The 14,288-nt window shown below is 74.1% G+C and carries 10 protein-coding genes and 1 pseudogene; 3 read left to right on the plus strand and 8 right to left on the minus strand.

Features of this window, described 5'->3' with window-relative positions; all coding sequences use genetic code 11:
• Positions 1 to 62 precede the first annotated feature (62 nt).
• From ACIDOCELLA78_RS90305 to ACIDOCELLA78_RS90320, 4 genes are read right to left on the minus strand one after another with little or no spacing between them, the layout of a single operon-like run.
• A complete protein-coding gene (locus tag ACIDOCELLA78_RS90305; protein WP_201728914.1) occupies positions 63 to 3,161 on the minus strand; it encodes an efflux RND transporter permease subunit in 3,099 nt (1,032 codons plus the stop codon).
• 10 nt (positions 3,162 to 3,171) lie between these two features.
• Entirely contained in the window at positions 3,172 to 4,110 is a 939-nt protein-coding gene (locus tag ACIDOCELLA78_RS90310) for a hypothetical protein (protein ID WP_249675994.1), read from the minus strand.
• On the minus strand, positions 4,107 to 5,504 hold the full coding sequence (locus ACIDOCELLA78_RS90315; protein WP_201728915.1) for a TolC family protein: 1,398 nt from the start codon (positions 5,502 to 5,504) through the stop codon (positions 4,107 to 4,109). The genes ACIDOCELLA78_RS90310 and ACIDOCELLA78_RS90315 overlap by 4 nt, the downstream gene beginning before the upstream one ends.
• Entirely contained in the window at positions 5,501 to 6,430 is a 930-nt protein-coding gene (locus tag ACIDOCELLA78_RS90320) for a dihydrodipicolinate synthase family protein (protein ID WP_201728916.1), read from the minus strand. Before ACIDOCELLA78_RS90320 ends, ACIDOCELLA78_RS90315 begins: the two co-directional genes overlap by 4 nt.
• A 198-nt stretch (positions 6,431 to 6,628) precedes the next feature.
• On the opposite strand from ACIDOCELLA78_RS90320, the pseudogene uppS reads away from it, so the two are divergent.
• Positions 6,629 to 7,413: pseudogene (gene uppS / locus ACIDOCELLA78_RS90325) on the plus strand (polyprenyl diphosphate synthase).
• Positions 7,414 to 7,446: 33 nt separating this feature from the next.
• Here uppS and ACIDOCELLA78_RS90330 read toward each other — a convergent pair.
• Both ACIDOCELLA78_RS90330 and ACIDOCELLA78_RS90335 read right to left on the minus strand, forming a co-directional pair.
• Positions 7,447 to 8,622, minus strand: coding sequence for a fumarylacetoacetate hydrolase family protein (locus ACIDOCELLA78_RS90330; RefSeq protein ID WP_201728917.1), 1,176 nt, complete (start codon positions 8,620 to 8,622; stop codon positions 7,447 to 7,449).
• Between the two features lie 28 nt (positions 8,623 to 8,650).
• Positions 8,651 to 10,018, minus strand: a complete 1,368-nt coding sequence (locus ACIDOCELLA78_RS90335) for an amidase (protein ID WP_201728918.1) — start codon at positions 10,016 to 10,018, stop codon at positions 8,651 to 8,653.
• A gap of 159 nt (positions 10,019 to 10,177) precedes the next feature.
• On the opposite strand from ACIDOCELLA78_RS90335, the gene ACIDOCELLA78_RS90340 reads away from it, so the two are divergent.
• Positions 10,178 to 10,987: a tetratricopeptide repeat protein gene (locus ACIDOCELLA78_RS90340; RefSeq protein WP_201728919.1), complete on the plus strand. Its 810-nt coding sequence runs from the start codon at positions 10,178 to 10,180 to the stop codon at positions 10,985 to 10,987.
• 62 nt (positions 10,988 to 11,049) lie between these two features.
• On the opposite strand, the gene speB is transcribed toward ACIDOCELLA78_RS90340, so the two are convergent.
• Together speB and ACIDOCELLA78_RS90350 are read right to left on the minus strand one after the other, a co-directional pair.
• On the minus strand, positions 11,050 to 11,964 hold the full coding sequence (gene speB, locus ACIDOCELLA78_RS90345) for an agmatinase (protein WP_201728920.1): 915 nt from the start codon (positions 11,962 to 11,964) through the stop codon (positions 11,050 to 11,052).
• A gap of 28 nt (positions 11,965 to 11,992) precedes the next feature.
• Positions 11,993 to 12,415 carry a hypothetical protein gene (locus ACIDOCELLA78_RS90350; protein WP_201728921.1) on the minus strand — a complete coding sequence of 141 codons (423 nt, stop codon included), beginning with the start codon at positions 12,413 to 12,415 and terminating at the stop codon, positions 11,993 to 11,995.
• Between the two features lie 143 nt (positions 12,416 to 12,558).
• Between ACIDOCELLA78_RS90350 and ACIDOCELLA78_RS90355 the strand changes: the two genes are divergently transcribed.
• The gene (locus ACIDOCELLA78_RS90355; RefSeq protein ID WP_201728922.1) at positions 12,559 to 14,232 is read left to right on the plus strand and encodes a formate--tetrahydrofolate ligase; all 1,674 of its coding nucleotides are present in this window, start codon (positions 12,559 to 12,561) and stop codon (positions 14,230 to 14,232) included.
• Positions 14,233 to 14,288: the final 56 nt, after the last annotated feature.

Genomic DNA, 14,288 nt, shown 5'->3' on the forward strand with positions numbered 1-14,288 from the left:
CCGGCGCATCCCCATGCGCCGGGATTTTTCTTGCCCGCGGGAAGCCGCCGCATATCGGGGCGTCAGCCCAGCCCGTCGTCCCGGCGCGGGCGAAACCGGGCGAGGCGCGGCGCGAGCACCGGCAGCACGAACAACGACAGCAGCGTCGCCGTCAGCAGCCCGCCCAGGATCACGATCGCCATCGGCCCCTCGATCGCATCGCCCGGCGAGCCGGAGGCGATGGCGAGCGGCAGCAGCCCCAGCGCGGTGACGATGGCGGTGATCACGATCGCCGGCAGCCGGTCCGCCGCCGCCATCCGCGCCGTCGCCGCCGACCACGCCAGCCCCTCCTCGGTCGCCAGCCGGCGCATGTGGATCAGCAACAGCAGCCCGTTGCGCAGCGTCAGGCCGAACAGCGTCGCCAGCCCCACCATCGCGCCGAGGCCGAGATGGCCGGCGAGAAAAATCCACACCGTCGCCACCCCGCCGGCGAAGGCGACCGGCAGGATGCCCACCACCAGCGCCACCGCCCGCGCGTCGCGCAGCGCCAGCGCGATCAGCGCGAGAATGACCGCGAGCGCGATCCCCGCATCGGCGATGAGCGCGCGCCGCGCCGCCCCGCCGGCCACCGCCGTGCCGCCATACTCCACGTAAACGCCCGCCCCCAGCCGCATCCGCCCGAGCCGCCGGCGCAGCGCCGCGATCGCCGCGGCCGCCCCGCCGTGCCGGGTCTGCACCGCGACGACCTGCACCCGCCGTCCCTCCTCGTGCAGGATCTGCGCCGGCGAGCGCGTCTGCCGGATCGCCGCGATCATCCCTAGCGTCACCACCCGGCCGCCCGCCGCCGCCACCGGCAGGTCGCCCACCCCGTCCGGCGCCCGGCGCAGCGCGCGCGGCAGCGTCACCACCACCGGCTGAACCAGCGTGCCGAGATAGACATGCCCGACAATCTGCCCCGCATAGGCCAGCCGCAGCGCGTCGAGCGCCGCCCGCGCGCTGACGCCGAAGCGCAGCATCGCCGCGCGGTCGAGCGTGATGGCGAGGGTCGGCTCGGCGGCGCTCGCCACCGGTGCTGCGGCGCTCACGCCGGGCAGGCGCCGCGCCACGGCGGCGATGCGCCGCGCCGCCGCGTCGATCCGCGCGAGATCCGGCCCGAACACCGCCACCGTCACCGGCGCGGTATCGCCGGACACGCTTTCATCAATTCGCTCGGAGAGGAATGTCCGGCTCCACCACGACAGGCCCTCGATGCCGCGCACCGCATCGAGGATTCGCCGCGCCGAGCGCGCCGCGTGCCGGTTCCCGCGCCGGCTCAGCGTGATGTCGATCTCGGCCTTGTTCACCCCGGCATGGCCGTTGCTCATCGAGGCGCGGCCGATATGCATCACCGCGTTGGCCACCTCGGGCAGGCGGTCGATCGTGCCGACCACCTGCCGGCCGATCGCCAGCATCGCATCGACCGACATGCCGGGGGCGGCGAGATAGTGAACGATCACGTCGTTCTCGCGAAACCGCGGCAGGAAGCGCGCCTGGAGCAGCGGCACGCTCGCCGCGGCCGCCAGCACGGCCACCAGCGCCAGCGCCGCCGCCATCCCGCCCGCGCGCTCCAGCCCGGCCAGCAGCCGCTGATAGGCCGGTTGCAGCAGCACGATCGGCGGGGTCCGCGCCCGCCCGCCGCCGCGCCCGAGCAGCAGCGCCGCCAGCGCCGGCGTCACCACCAGCGCCACCGCGAGCGAGGCGGCGATCGCCGCAATATAGGCGATACCGAGCGGCGCGAAGAGCCGCCCGGCCACGCCGCCGAGCATGATCACCGGGGTGAAGGCGGCGATCACCGCGGCGCTGGCGAAGACGATCGCGCTGCGCACCTCCAGCGAGGCGCGCAGGATGACGGGCAGCATCGGCTCCGGCGCCGCCCGCGCCCGGTTCTCCCGCAGCCGCCGGGTGATGTTCTCGACATCCACCACCGCGTCGTCCACCAGCTCGCCGAGCGCGATCGCCAGCCCCGCCAGCGCCATGGTGTTGAGCGTGACGCCGAGCGCCGTGATCACCCCCACCGCCGCCAGCAGCGAAACCGGAATGGCGATGAACGAGATCAGCGCCGCCCGCCAGTCGCGCAGGGCGGCGAGCAGCACCAGCAGGATCAGCCCCGCGCCGATCAGCAGCACATGGCCGAGATCGAGCAGCGCGATGCGGATGAACGCCGCCGGGGTGAAGGCGCGCGGATCGACGCCGACGCCCTGCGCCAGCAGCCCCGGCGTGAGCCGGGCCACCACCCGCCCCGCCTGGTCGGCGACCTTCAGCGTGTTGGCGCCGTAGAGCGATGAGACCAGCAGCAGCAGCCCCGGCCGGTCATGAATCAGCGCCGCCCCGAAGCCCGGCGGCGCGCCGACCCGCACCCGGGCGACATCGCCGATGCTCACCGGCAGGCCGCCCCGCGTCCCGAGCCAGCTCTGCGCCAGCGCCGCCGCGTCGCGCGCCTGGCCTTCCGGCGCCAGCACCAGGCGCTGCGCGCCGGTATCGATGAACCCGGCGCCGATCACCGCACTCGCCGCATGCGCCGCCCGCGCCACGTCGGCGGCGGTGAATCCGGTCGCCAGCAGCCGCCCCGGCCGCAGCGCGATGTCGAATTGCGGCGGCCGGGCGCCGAATATCACGATCTTCGCCACCCCCGGCACCGCCAGCAGCGCCGGGCGCAGCTCGGTCTCGGCGATCGCCGTCAGCCGTTCGAGCGACATGCCGGCCCGCGGATACAGCCCGATCTCCAGCGCCGTCCCGGTCGAGGACTGCATCGGCGCGAGACGCGGCACGACCCCGGCGGGCAGGATCGCGCCCAGCTCGGCGAGCCGCCCGGCGACGCGCTGGCGGTCGGCATAGGGGTCGGTGCCGCCGTGAAACACCAGATGCACCACCGACAGCCCGGCCTCCGAGGTCGAGCGCATCCGCGCGAGGCCCGGCAGGCCGGTCAGCCGCCGCTCCAGCCGGTCGGTCACCAGCTGCTCGGTCTGCACCGCGCTGAACCCCGGCGTCGCCGACTCGATCAGAACGGTCGGCGCGGTGAATTCGGGAAACACGTCATACCGCGCCCCCGGCAGCCGCGCGATCTGGATCGCGGCGAGCCCCGCGACCACGAGCACGACGACGAGACGATAGCGCAGCGCGATGCGGACGATGGCGGGGAGCATGCGGGCTGTCTCAATCCTGATCGGCGGCATCGCCACCGCCGGCCAGCATCGAATTCAGCAGCCCGGCGCCGCGAACGACGATCGCCGGCGCGGGCGGCAGCGCCTGCGCCGGCACGAACCGCGTGGCAGCACCGCCGGCCGCCGCCGATGACGCGCCGCCGACCGCGATCGCGGCGAACCGCCCCGGCGCCGTCCGCACGAACACGAAGGCCCGGCCGCGATGCCAGACCAGCGCGGCCGCCGGCACGTCATATCCCGCGATCTTCCGCCCCGCCGGCAGCGACACGTCGAGCGGCGTGCCCACCGGCAGCGACGGGCCGGTGAACAGCAGCGCCTGGCCCACCAGCCCCGGCGGCAGAACCCCCGCCGGCCCGATGGCCCGCAGCGCCGCCGCCGTCCCGTCGGGCAGCCGCGCCGTGGCGCGGGCGGGCGCCGGCTTCAGCGCGGGCCCCGCCCGCACCGCCAGCACCAGCGCGCCGCCGGCGGCGATGGCGCGGAACGCGGGCCCATCCTGCGCGATGGCGCGGCCGAGCTTCACGCCAAACCGCGCGATCGCCTCCGCCCGCAAGGTCGCGAGCCGCGCGGCACTGCCGCGCGCCGCCGCCTCGGCCTGTTCGAGACTGGCCCGCGACACATTGCCCGCCGCATGATAGAGGCTGCGGGTGCGCGCGAGCGTGGCGGCATCCAGCGTCGCCGCCACCTGCGCCGCCACGATCCGGCCGTGCAGGGCGATCGCCGGGGCCGGGTCGAGCACCCGCCCCTCGGCATGAAGCTGCGGCGCCTCGGTGCGCAGCTTCGGCGTCATCGTGCCGATCAGCCCGCTCGCCAGCGTCGCCTTGCCGACCGTCACACCCGCCGCGCGCGCGGCGCCGCCGGCCAGCGGCGGCAGCAGCGCCGCCGCCAACGCCGCCGCCAACGCCACCGCCGCGCGATATCGTCCCTGCCTCATGCGGGCGTCTCCCTGAAAACCGGCATCTCCAGCGCATCGCCAAGCCCGGCGAGGGCGCGCAGCGCCGCCGCCTCGGCGGCAAGGCGCTGGCTGCGGGCGAGCAGCGCCGCGCGCCGCGCCTCGACCAGCCGCAGCCGCCCGGTGGCGCCGAGCCGATAGGCCGCCGCCGCCTGCGCCGCCCGCCGCTCGGCCACCGCCTCCAGCCGCCGCGCCGCCCGCAGCACCGCGCGGCTGCCCCGCCACACGGCGGCGGCGGCGTCGATCCGCCCCAGCGCCCGCGCCTGCGCCCGCTCGAACGCGGCGGCGGCCACGCGGCGCCGCGCCCGCGCCACCGCGATCTGCCCCTGGTGCTGGTTGAACACCGGCAGCGGCAGCGACAGCGAGAGCGCGAACTTGTTGTCCCCCTGGTCGTATTCATACCCCGGCCCGATCCGCAGCCCGGGGAAGCGGCTGTCCACCGCCTGGCGCAGCGCGGCGTCGGCGGCGCGATAGCGGGCCAGCGCGGCTTCGATCTCGGGCCGCGCGATCAGCGCGCGACGGACCAGCGCCGGCAGATCGCGCGGCGCGACCGGATGGGCGAAGGCGGCGAAGGACAGGCGCGCATGGCGCAGCGCCGCCGCCGGCATGCCGATCGCGGCGGCGAGCCGGGCGCGGTCGGCGTCAAGACGCGCCTCGTCCCGCGCCACCGCGAGCCGCGCCTGGTCCGCCGCCTGCGCGGCGCCGGCGAGAGCGCTCGCCGCCAACATCCCGCGCGCCGCCCGCCCGGCGATCACCGTCTCGATCTCCCCCGCCGCACCGGCCAGCCGCCGGCTGAGCCGCAGGGCGCGGCGATCGATGAACAGGGCGAGCAGCGCCGCGCGCACCGCGCCGCGCTCCTGCCAGGCGGTGGCGGCGATCATGTCGCGCGCGGCGGCCACCCGCGCCTCGGCGGCGGCGATGCCGGCCTGCCGGGCGCCGAAATTCGCCACCAGAAAGCTGATTGCGGGCCCGATCCGGATCGGCGAGGGGCTGGCCTGCGTCGCGTTGAGAGTCGGCGACAGCGACAGGGTCGGGTTCGGCACCTGCCGCGCCAGCACCACGCCCGCCGCGGCCGCGCCGGCCTCGGCGGTGGCGAGCTTCAGCGCCGGGCGTTCATAAACCGCGACCAGCGTCAGCGCCCGCAGCCCGAACCCGCGCTCCGGCCGCGCGCCCATGGCGCGGAGAAAGCGCAGCAGCCCCGTCTGGTCCAGCCGCCGCGCGGTCAGCGCCGTCGCCGTCACCGCCGGGTCGATCGGCGCCGGACGATAGGGCGCGCAGCCCGCCAGCGCGAGCAGCAGCGCCGCCCCGGCAAGCCCGCGCCACCGCCCGCCACCCGCACAACCGCCAGCCGGGCGCGAAGCCGCCCCGGCCTTCACCCCCAACGCAACACCAGCGGATCGAGCCGGCGGGCGACCTCCAGCAGCCCCTCGCGCGTCGCCGGGTGCAGCGCTGCCAGCGGATGGCGCACCGCCTCGCTGCGGATCACCCCGCCCTCGCGCATCAGCGCCTTCGCCGCGATCAGCCCGCACTGGCGGTTCTCGTAATTGATCAGCGGCAGGATGCGCTCGTAGCCGGCCACCGCCTCGCCGCGCCGCCCGGCCAGATAGGCATGCACGATCGGGCCGATCAGGTCGGGATAGCCGCCCCCGGTCATCGCCCCGGTGGCCCCCGCGTCGAGATCGGCGAGCAGGGTGATCGCCTCCTCACCGTCCCACGGCCCCTCGATCGCGGCGCCGCCCAGCTCGATCAGCCGGCGCAGCTTCGCCGCCGCCTGCGGCGTCTCGATCTTGAAATAGGCGATCTGCGCGATCTCGCGCGCCATCTCGGCGAGCAGCTCGGCCGGCAGCGGCGTGCCGGCCACCGGCGCGTCCTGGATCATCACCGGAATCCGGATCGCATCCGACAGGCGCTGGAAGAATTCCCACAACCCGGCGGCGCCGACGCGGATGGTCGCGCCATGATAGGGCGGCATCACCATCACCATCGCCGCCCCCATCGCCTCGGCGCGGCGGCTGCGCTCGATGCAGAGATCGGTGCTGAAATGGCTCGTCGTCACGATCACCGGCACCCGTCCGGCGACATGTTCGAGCATCCGCCGCATCAGGATCTCGCGCTCCTCGTCGGCGAGGACGAACTGCTCGGAGAAATTGGCGAGCAGGCACAACCCGTCCGCGCCGGCGTCGATCATGAAATCCACCGCGCGGCACTGGCCTTCGAGATCGAGCCGGCCGGCCGCGTCGAAAATCGTCGGCACCACGGGAAAGACGCCCTGGTGGCGCGGCCTGGTCTGCATCCCGGTCATGGTCGATCCTGTGCGTGAAGGTCGCGGCAGCTTCCCGCTCCCGCCGGAAATGTCAACCGCCGGGCCGGGCGTTTCGTTGCGGTGCCGTCCCGAGCGCTTGCATTCCGCCCCCGCCCGGCCCACAAACCCCGCATGTCAGACGATCGGGCCGGAGCGCCGGGGCCATCCGCCCGCCGCCGCGCCAGGCTGACCGGGGCGATGCGGCGGCTCGGCTGGGGCCTTGTCTACCGGCTGTACGAGGCGCGGCTCACCCGCGAGGTCGCCGCCGGCGCGCTGCCGCGCCATGTCGGCATCATCCTCGATGGCAACCGCCGCCACGCCCGCCGCGCCGGGCTGAACGATCCCGGCGAGATCTATCGCCGGGGTGCGGCCAAGCTCGACGAAATCCTCGCCTGGAGCGCCGAGCTGGGCATTCCGATGATCACGCTCTGGGTGTTCTCCCCGGCCAATCTCGGCCGGCCGGAGGCCGAGGTGGGCGGCATTCTCGGCGCCGTCGAGGCCAAGATGCGCGCCCTCGTCGCCGATCCGCACATCAGCCGCCGCGGCGTCCGCCTCGCCGCGATCGGCCGGCGCGACATCCTGCCCCCGCCCTGCTCGAAGCGATCGACGCCGCCGAGGATGCGACCAGCGGCAATGACGGCATGACGGTCACCCTCGCCATCGGCTATGGCGGGCGGGAGGAAATCGCCGACGCGGTGCGCGCCCTGCTCGCCGAATGCGCCGCCGCCGGGATGGGCTGCGCCGAGGCCGCCGCCGCCGTGAGCCCGGAGGCGATCCGCCGCCATCTCTACCTCGCCGGCATGCCCGACCCCGACCTCATCATCCGCACCAGCGGCGAGATCCGCCTCTCCGGCTTCATGCTCTGGCAGAGCGTTCACAGCGAGCTGCATTTCTGCGACGCCACCTGGCCCGCCTTCCGCCGGATCGACTACCTGCGGGCGATCCGCGCCTTCCAGCGCCGCGACCGCCGCTTCGGCCGCTGAACCGGCCGCGCTGAACCGGCCGCCTGGCGCCGATCAGAGCAGCCCGCGGGCGGCGAGGCTGCGCATCAGCTCAAGCGCGCCGAAGCTCCAGGGGGCGCAGTCCGGGCACGGCCGCACCCGGTTGCGCAGCCGCCCCAGCCGGGAAGAGGCGATGGTGACGAGATCGCCATCCTTGTGGGTGAAGCCCTCGCCCGGCCGGTCGCGGTCCTGGATCGGCGCGAACATCGTCCCCAGCATCAGCACGAACCCGTCCGGATACTGGTGATGCGGCCCGGCGGCGGCCTCGACCAGCTCGACCGGGTCGCGGCTGATCTCGGTCATCGAGCTCATCCCCTCGAGCCGGAACCCGTCCGCCCCCTCCACCGTCAGGTCGAGCCGGGCGCGGCGGACATCCTCGATCGTGAACCCGTCATCGAACAGCCGCACGAACGGGCCGAGGCCACAGCTCGCGTTGTTGTCCTTCGCCTTGCCGAGCAGCAGCGCCGAGCGGCCCTCGAAATCGCGCAGATTGACGTCGTTGCCGAGCGCCGCCCCCACGATCCGCCCCGCTGGCGACACCGCGACGACGACCTCCGGCTCCGGATTGTTCCACGTGGAACGCGGATGGACGCCGACATGCGCGCCGAACCCCACCGCGCTCATCGGCTGGCCCTTGGTAAAGATCTCGGCGTCCGGCCCGATGCCGACCTCCAGATATTGCGACCACAGGCCGCGCTCGATCAGCGCCGCCTTCACCGCCATCGCCTGCGCCGAGCCAGGGCGCAGCGCGCGCAGGTCGGCGCCGATCAGCCGGTCGAGATCGGCGCGGATCTCCCGCGCCTTCTCCGGCGCGCCGCGCGCCTGTTCCTCGATCACCCGCTCCAGCAGGCTGACCACGAACGTCACCCCCGCCGCCTTGACCGCCTGCAAATCAACCGGCGCGAGCAACCAGGGGCGTGACGGATCGCGCCGCGCCTCGTCGCTGTTGGCGAGAATTTCATCCACCCGCCCGATCGTCCGCCCCGCCGCGGCGCTTGCGTGCCCGGCGGGATCGTCGAGCGCGAACAGCGCCGAGGCGGTCGGCACCGCGCGGCTGGTGATGTCGACCAGCTCGGCGCCGCGCACCGCCACCACCACCGGCCCCGCGCCGGGCAGAAAGGCGCGGCCGGCAAGGGTCGCCCGCCCGGCATCCTCGGGCAGCACGTCATCCACACGGATCGCGTCGGTCATCCTCGTCATCTCCCCCATGGTTCCCGTCTTATTGCTGGTTCAGGCCGAGCGCCTCGATCGCGGCGGCGATGGCGAAAATCCGCCGGTCGGTCTCCGCCGCGCCGCAGACCATCAGCCCCACCGGCGCCTCACCCGGCGCGTTGAGCGGCAGCGAGATCGCGCAGCCATCGATCATGTTGATCAGCGTCGGGTTGCGCAACACCCGCAGATTGGCGGCGGTGAAGGCCGCATCGTCGTCCATCTCCGCGATCGTCGGCGGCAGGATGGCGACGGTCGGCATCAGCAGCGCGTCATGCGGGGCGAGCCGCGCCCGCGCCCGCGCCACCAGATCGGCGCGGCCGGAAAGCAGGTCGATGTAATCCGCCGCCGAAAGCTCCGCCCCCCGGCGCAGCCGCGCCAGCACCCTCGGGTCATACGCATCCGCCCCGCGCTCCAGCAGCGCGCGGTGCCAGGCATGGCTTTCGGCCGCCGTCAGCCCGCCGCGCGCATTCAGCGTCGCGACCTCGGCGAATTCCGGCATCGCGATGGTCTCGATCCGCGCCCCGGCCGCCGAAAGCCGGCGCAGCGCCGCGTCGAACCCGGCGGCGACCACATCGTCCAGCGCATCGAGCGCGACATCGCCCGGCACAGCGAGCCGCAGCCCGGCCAACGACGCCGGCGCCGGCGGGGCCTCCGGCGCGCCCGCCATGATCGAATCGAGCAGCGCGCAGCAGCCCACCGAGCGCGCCAGCGGCCCCACCGAATCGAGCGAGGAGGACAGCGGCACCACCCCCTCGCGCGGAATCCGCCGCGCCGTCGGCTTGAACCCGACGAGATCGTTGAACACGGCCGGAATCCGGCACGACCCGCCAGTATCGGTGCCGATGCCGGCATGCGCCATCCCCGCCGCCACCGCGACCGCCGAGCCCGAGGACGAGCCGCCCGGAATCCGCTTCCCCTCGCGCCGCCAGCGCGCCGACGGCGTGCCGTGATGCGGGTTGGTGCCGATGCCGGAATAGGCGAACTCGGTCATGTTGGTGCGGCCGATCGGCACGAACCCCATCCGCCGCAGCCGGGCGATGGCCGGCGCATCCCGCGCCGCCGGCCCGCTTCCGGCCAGCACCTTCGAGCCGGCGCGGGTCTCCTGGCCTTCGACGTCGAACAGGTCCTTCACCGCGATCGGGATGCCGGCCCAGGGCGAGGGCGCCATGCCGGTGCCGCGCATCGCGTCGAACGCCGAAGCCGCCGCCCGCGCCCCCGCCGCATCGACCGAAATGAACGCCAGCGCCCCGTCCCCCGCCGGATCGGCGATCGCGGCGAGGCAGTCCTCGACCAGGGCGGCAGCGGTGGTGCGCCCCGCCGCGAGGTCGCGGGCGAGCGTGTCGAGCGTGGGCGGGGCTGGCGCGTGGTCGGTCATCGGGGTCGGCTCTCCTCTGCGGGTCGGCGCCAGTCTCGCCGCCCGCCGCGGCGCTGTCGAGAGCCGGCGCACGGATCTGTGATTCGCCGCCGCCTTTGCCTATATCGGCCATACGGGCTGGCGCATCTCCTCCATCACCACCGGCCCGCGGAGGTCCCTATGAAGGGGTTGAAGATCGTTCGCACCATCCTGCTCGCCGCGCTCCTGTTCGCGGGCACTGGCCTGTCCCTCGCCCCGGCGCATGCCGCATCGCCCACGCCGCAGCAAATCCAGGCGCTGATCGCCGGCGGCCATGCCGACACGGCGCTGGCCGACCTGCGCGGCGCGCTGCGCGCCCACCCGCAAAGCGGCGTCGCCTGGTATCTGAAGGCCGAGGCGGAGGACGCGACCGGCCGCATCGCCGCCGCGCGCGCCTCGCTCGCCCGCGCCGAAACCTACGCGCCCGGCCTGCCCTTCGCCGATCCCGGCCGCGTCGCCGCGCTGAAGGCGCATCTCGCCGCCGCCCCGGCCGCGCCCGCCGCCGTGCGCGGCGGCGCGCATATCCATCCGGCGGTGCTGGTGATCGGCGGGCTGGTGGTGCTGTTCCTGCTGGTCCGCTGGCTCGGCAACAGCCGCCGCCGCGCGATGCAGGCCCCGTGGCCCGGCGCGCCCGGCTATGGACCCGGCGGCATGCCGCCGAACGGTGCCCCGCCCTATGGCGCACCCGGTGGCGGCATGGGCGGCGGCTTCGGCGGCGGCGGACTCGGCAGCTCGCTGATGACCGGCCTTGCCGCCGGCGCCGGCTTCGCCGCCGGCGAACGCATCATCGACGGTCTGGCCGGCGGCCATGGCGGCGCGCCGATGATCGACCCCAATGGCGGCGATCCGGGCGGCATGCCGCCGGATCGTGACGACGGCCTGCTCGGCAATCCCGGCTGGGACGGCGGCGATGCCGGCGGCGGCGATTTCGACCCCGACAACAACTGGTAGTCCCGCGCGTCTGAACGCCCGACCTTCCAGGCCCGGCATCGCCCGATGCCGGGCCTTTCGCCTCAGCGCCCCTGGGAGGCGAGCAGCGCGAGATACTCCCACACCATCGTCGCCCCGGCGAGCGCGGTGATCTCGCTGACGTCATGGGCCGGCGCGACCTCGACGAGATCCATGCCGACGAAATCGATCCCGCCGAGCCGGCGCAGCAGCGCCTGCGCCTGCCACGACGCCAGCCCGCCGATTTCCGGCGTGCCGGTGCCCGGCGCGAAAGCGGGATCGAGGCAGTCGATATCGAAGCTGAGATAGGTCGCCCCCGTCCCCGCCACCGCGCGGATGCGTTCGGCGACGCGCTCCACCCCCTGCTCGTGCACGTCCTGCGCCGAAAGGACCGTCACCCCCTGCGCCAGCGTCCAGTCCTGCGCCTCGTTGAGCAGGGGCGAGCGGATGCCGATCTGGATCATCCGCCGCGGATCGACCAGCCCCTCCCTCAGCGCGTGGTAGAACACCGAGCCGTGGCTGTAGGCCTGGCCGAAATTCTCCGCCCAGGTATCGGCATGGGCGTCGAAATGCACGAGCCCGACGGGTCCGCCGCGCGCCGTCGCCAGCGCGCGCAGCAGCGGCAGGGTGATGCCGTGCTCGCCGCCGAGCGCGATCAGATGGCCGATCCCCGCCGCCTGCGCCTCGATCAGCGCGAGGCTTTCCTTCAGGTCGCCGAGGGCGATGGCGAAATCCCCGGCATCGGCAAGGTCCATCTCATCGACCATGACGCGGTAGTGCGGATGATGGTTCCCCGCCAGCATGCGCGAGGCGACACGGATGGCCGCCGGGCCGGACCGCGCGCCGGCCCGGTTGGTCACGCCGAGATCGAGCGGAATCCCCGCCACCACATGGGCCGCGTCAGGCGCGCGGCGCCCGGTTCCGAGAAAGGTGGGAAAAGTCGCGAATGTCGGCGCGTCGCCGCCCTGAAACTGGCTCATGGGCGGAGGCTAGCAGCCGGCTCGCGGCCTAGTCGAGCCGCGGTTCGATCCGCCGTGGCGGGGTGCCGCGCGGCGCGGCGGCGCGCGGCGGCGGCGGAATCTCACGCCCGATCGGCGCGCGCGGCGCCGGCCGCACCGTCTCGGGCGGCGGCGCGGCGGCGGTCGGGCGGCGCGCCACGCGCTCCTGGCCGGCGGCGGCGCGCGGCAGCGGATCGTAGAGCCCCTCGTCCACCGTGACGCCGCGCAGCGGCTCGGGCAGGCGCATGGTCAGGATGCGCAGCTCCTCCTGCACCTGCTCAAGCTGCTCCTCGATCGCCTCCAGCCGCGATTTCACGCCGAACACCGAGAACGGCATGGCCAGCATCGCCAGCGCATAGAGCAGGCCGACCAGCAGCAGCACGAGCCCGAGCCAGGACGGCATCCAGGCCGGCAGGGAGAACGGCAATGTCATGGCCGCTATTTACCGGCGCCTGCCCCCTGCTCGCAAGCCTTGCCGCGTGCCGCGGGGTGAAAGCCTTGCCGCGGCGCGCGGCGGGAGCCTTGCCTGCCCCCCGCCGCGCGGACATAACTGAAGATTACAAAACGGGAGGGTTCATGGCCTCGGATCTGGACATCGCGCGCGCTGCAAGCCTGCGCCCGATCGGCGACATCGCCGCCGCCGCCGGCATTCCGGCGGAGGCGCTCATCCCCTATGGCCGCCACAAGGGCAAGGTGGATGCCGGCTTCATCCGCTCGCTCGAAGACCGGCCGGACGGCGCGCTGGTCCTCGTCGCCGGCATCAGCCCGACACCGGCGGGCGAGGGCAAGACGACGACCTCGATCGGCCTCGGCGATGCGCTGCGCGCCGCGGGCGCGCGCACGATGATCGCGCTGCGCGAACCCTCGCTCGGCCCATGCTTCGGCCAGAAGGGCGGGGCGACCGGCGGCGGCCGCGCCCAGATCGGGCCGATGGAGGAGATCAACCTGCATTTCACCGGCGATTTCCACGCCATCACCAGCGCCAACAACCTGCTCGCCGCCCTGCTCGACAACCATGTCTACTGGGGCAACGAGCTGGGCATCGACCCCCGCCGGATCGCCTTCCGCCGCGCCATCGACATGAACGACCGCGCGCTGCGCCAGACCGTTCTCGGCCTCGGCGACGGCGCGAACGGCGCCGCCCGCGAGCAGAAATTCGACATCACCGTCGCCTCCGAGGTGATGGCGATCTTCTGCCTCGCCCGCGATCTCGACGACCTGCAACGCCGCCTCGCCCGCATCGTCGTCGCCGAGCGGCGGGACGGCTCGGCCGTCACCCCGGCCGATCTCAAGGCGGTGGGCGCGATGGCCGCCCTGCTGCGCGACGCGCTGCAACCCAACCTGGTACAAACGCTGGAAGGCACGCCCGCGCTGGTCCATGGCGGGCCCTTCGCCAACATCGCCCATGGCTGCAACTCGGTCATCGCCACCCGCACCGCGCTCAAGCTGGCGGACATCGTGGTGACCGAGGCCGGGTTCGGCGCCGATCTCGGCGGCGAGAAATTCCTCGACATCAAGTGCCGGCAGGCCGGGCTCGCCCCCTCCTGCGCCGTCGTCGTCGCGACGATCCGGGCGCTGAAAATGCATGCCGGCGTGGCCAAGGCCGATCTCGGCGCCGAGAATCCCGGCGCGGTCGCCCGCGGTGCGGCCAATCTGCGCCGCCACGTCGCCGCCATGCGCGCCTTCGGCCTGCCGGTGATCGTCGCGATCAACGGCTTCGTCACCGATACCGAGGCCGAGCGCGAGGCCCTGCGCACCGCCCTCGACGAGGATGGCGGCGCGCGGGTCTGCTTCTGCACCCATTGGGCCGATGGCAGCGCCGGCGCGGCCGATCTCGCCCAGGCGGTGATGGAGGCAATCGCGGCGAAATCCGCCCGCTTCGCGCCGCTCTACCCGGACGACATGAAGCTGCCGCACAAGCTGCGCACCATCGCCCAGCGCATCTACGGCGCCGACGACATCGAACTGTCGCCGCTGGCGGCCAAGCGCCTGGCCCGGTTCGAGGCGCAGGGATACGGCCACCTGCCGGTCTGCGTCGCCAAGACGCAATACAGCTTCACCGCCGACCCCGACCGTCGCGGCGCGCCCACCGGCTTCACCCTGCCGGTGCGCGACGCCCGCCTCTCGGCCGGCGCCGGCTTCGTGGTCGCGCTCGCCGGCGACATCATGACCATGCCCGGCCTGCCGCGCATCCCCGCCGCCGAGGCGATCGGGCTCGACCCCGATGGCGCGATCCACGGGCTTTTCTAGAGCATGTTCCGATCCATCAGGATCGGATGTCGTGCTCCATCTTGTTGATAACCAGA

The organism is Acidocella sp. C78, assembly GCF_907164655.1.

Coding starts and splice junctions, on each gene's coding strand:
- ACIDOCELLA78_RS90305 (WP_201728914.1), bottom strand. CDS start 3,161: ATGCTCCCCGCCATCGTCCGCATCGCGCTGCGCTATCGTCTCGTCGTC.
- ACIDOCELLA78_RS90310 (WP_249675994.1), bottom strand. CDS start 4,110: ATGAGGCAGGGACGATATCGCGCGGCGGTGGCGTTGGCGGCGGCGTTG.
- ACIDOCELLA78_RS90320 (WP_201728916.1), bottom strand. CDS start 6,430: ATGACCGGGATGCAGACCAGGCCGCGCCACCAGGGCGTCTTTCCCGTG.
- ACIDOCELLA78_RS90330 (WP_201728917.1), bottom strand. CDS start 8,622: ATGACCGACGCGATCCGTGTGGATGACGTGCTGCCCGAGGATGCCGGG.
- ACIDOCELLA78_RS90335 (WP_201728918.1), bottom strand. CDS start 10,018: ATGACCGACCACGCGCCAGCCCCGCCCACGCTCGACACGCTCGCCCGC.
- ACIDOCELLA78_RS90340 (WP_201728919.1), top strand. CDS start 10,178: ATGAAGGGGTTGAAGATCGTTCGCACCATCCTGCTCGCCGCGCTCCTG.
- speB (WP_201728920.1), bottom strand. CDS start 11,964: ATGAGCCAGTTTCAGGGCGGCGACGCGCCGACATTCGCGACTTTTCCC.
- ACIDOCELLA78_RS90350 (WP_201728921.1), bottom strand. CDS start 12,415: ATGACATTGCCGTTCTCCCTGCCGGCCTGGATGCCGTCCTGGCTCGGG.
- ACIDOCELLA78_RS90355 (WP_201728922.1), top strand. CDS start 12,559: ATGGCCTCGGATCTGGACATCGCGCGCGCTGCAAGCCTGCGCCCGATC.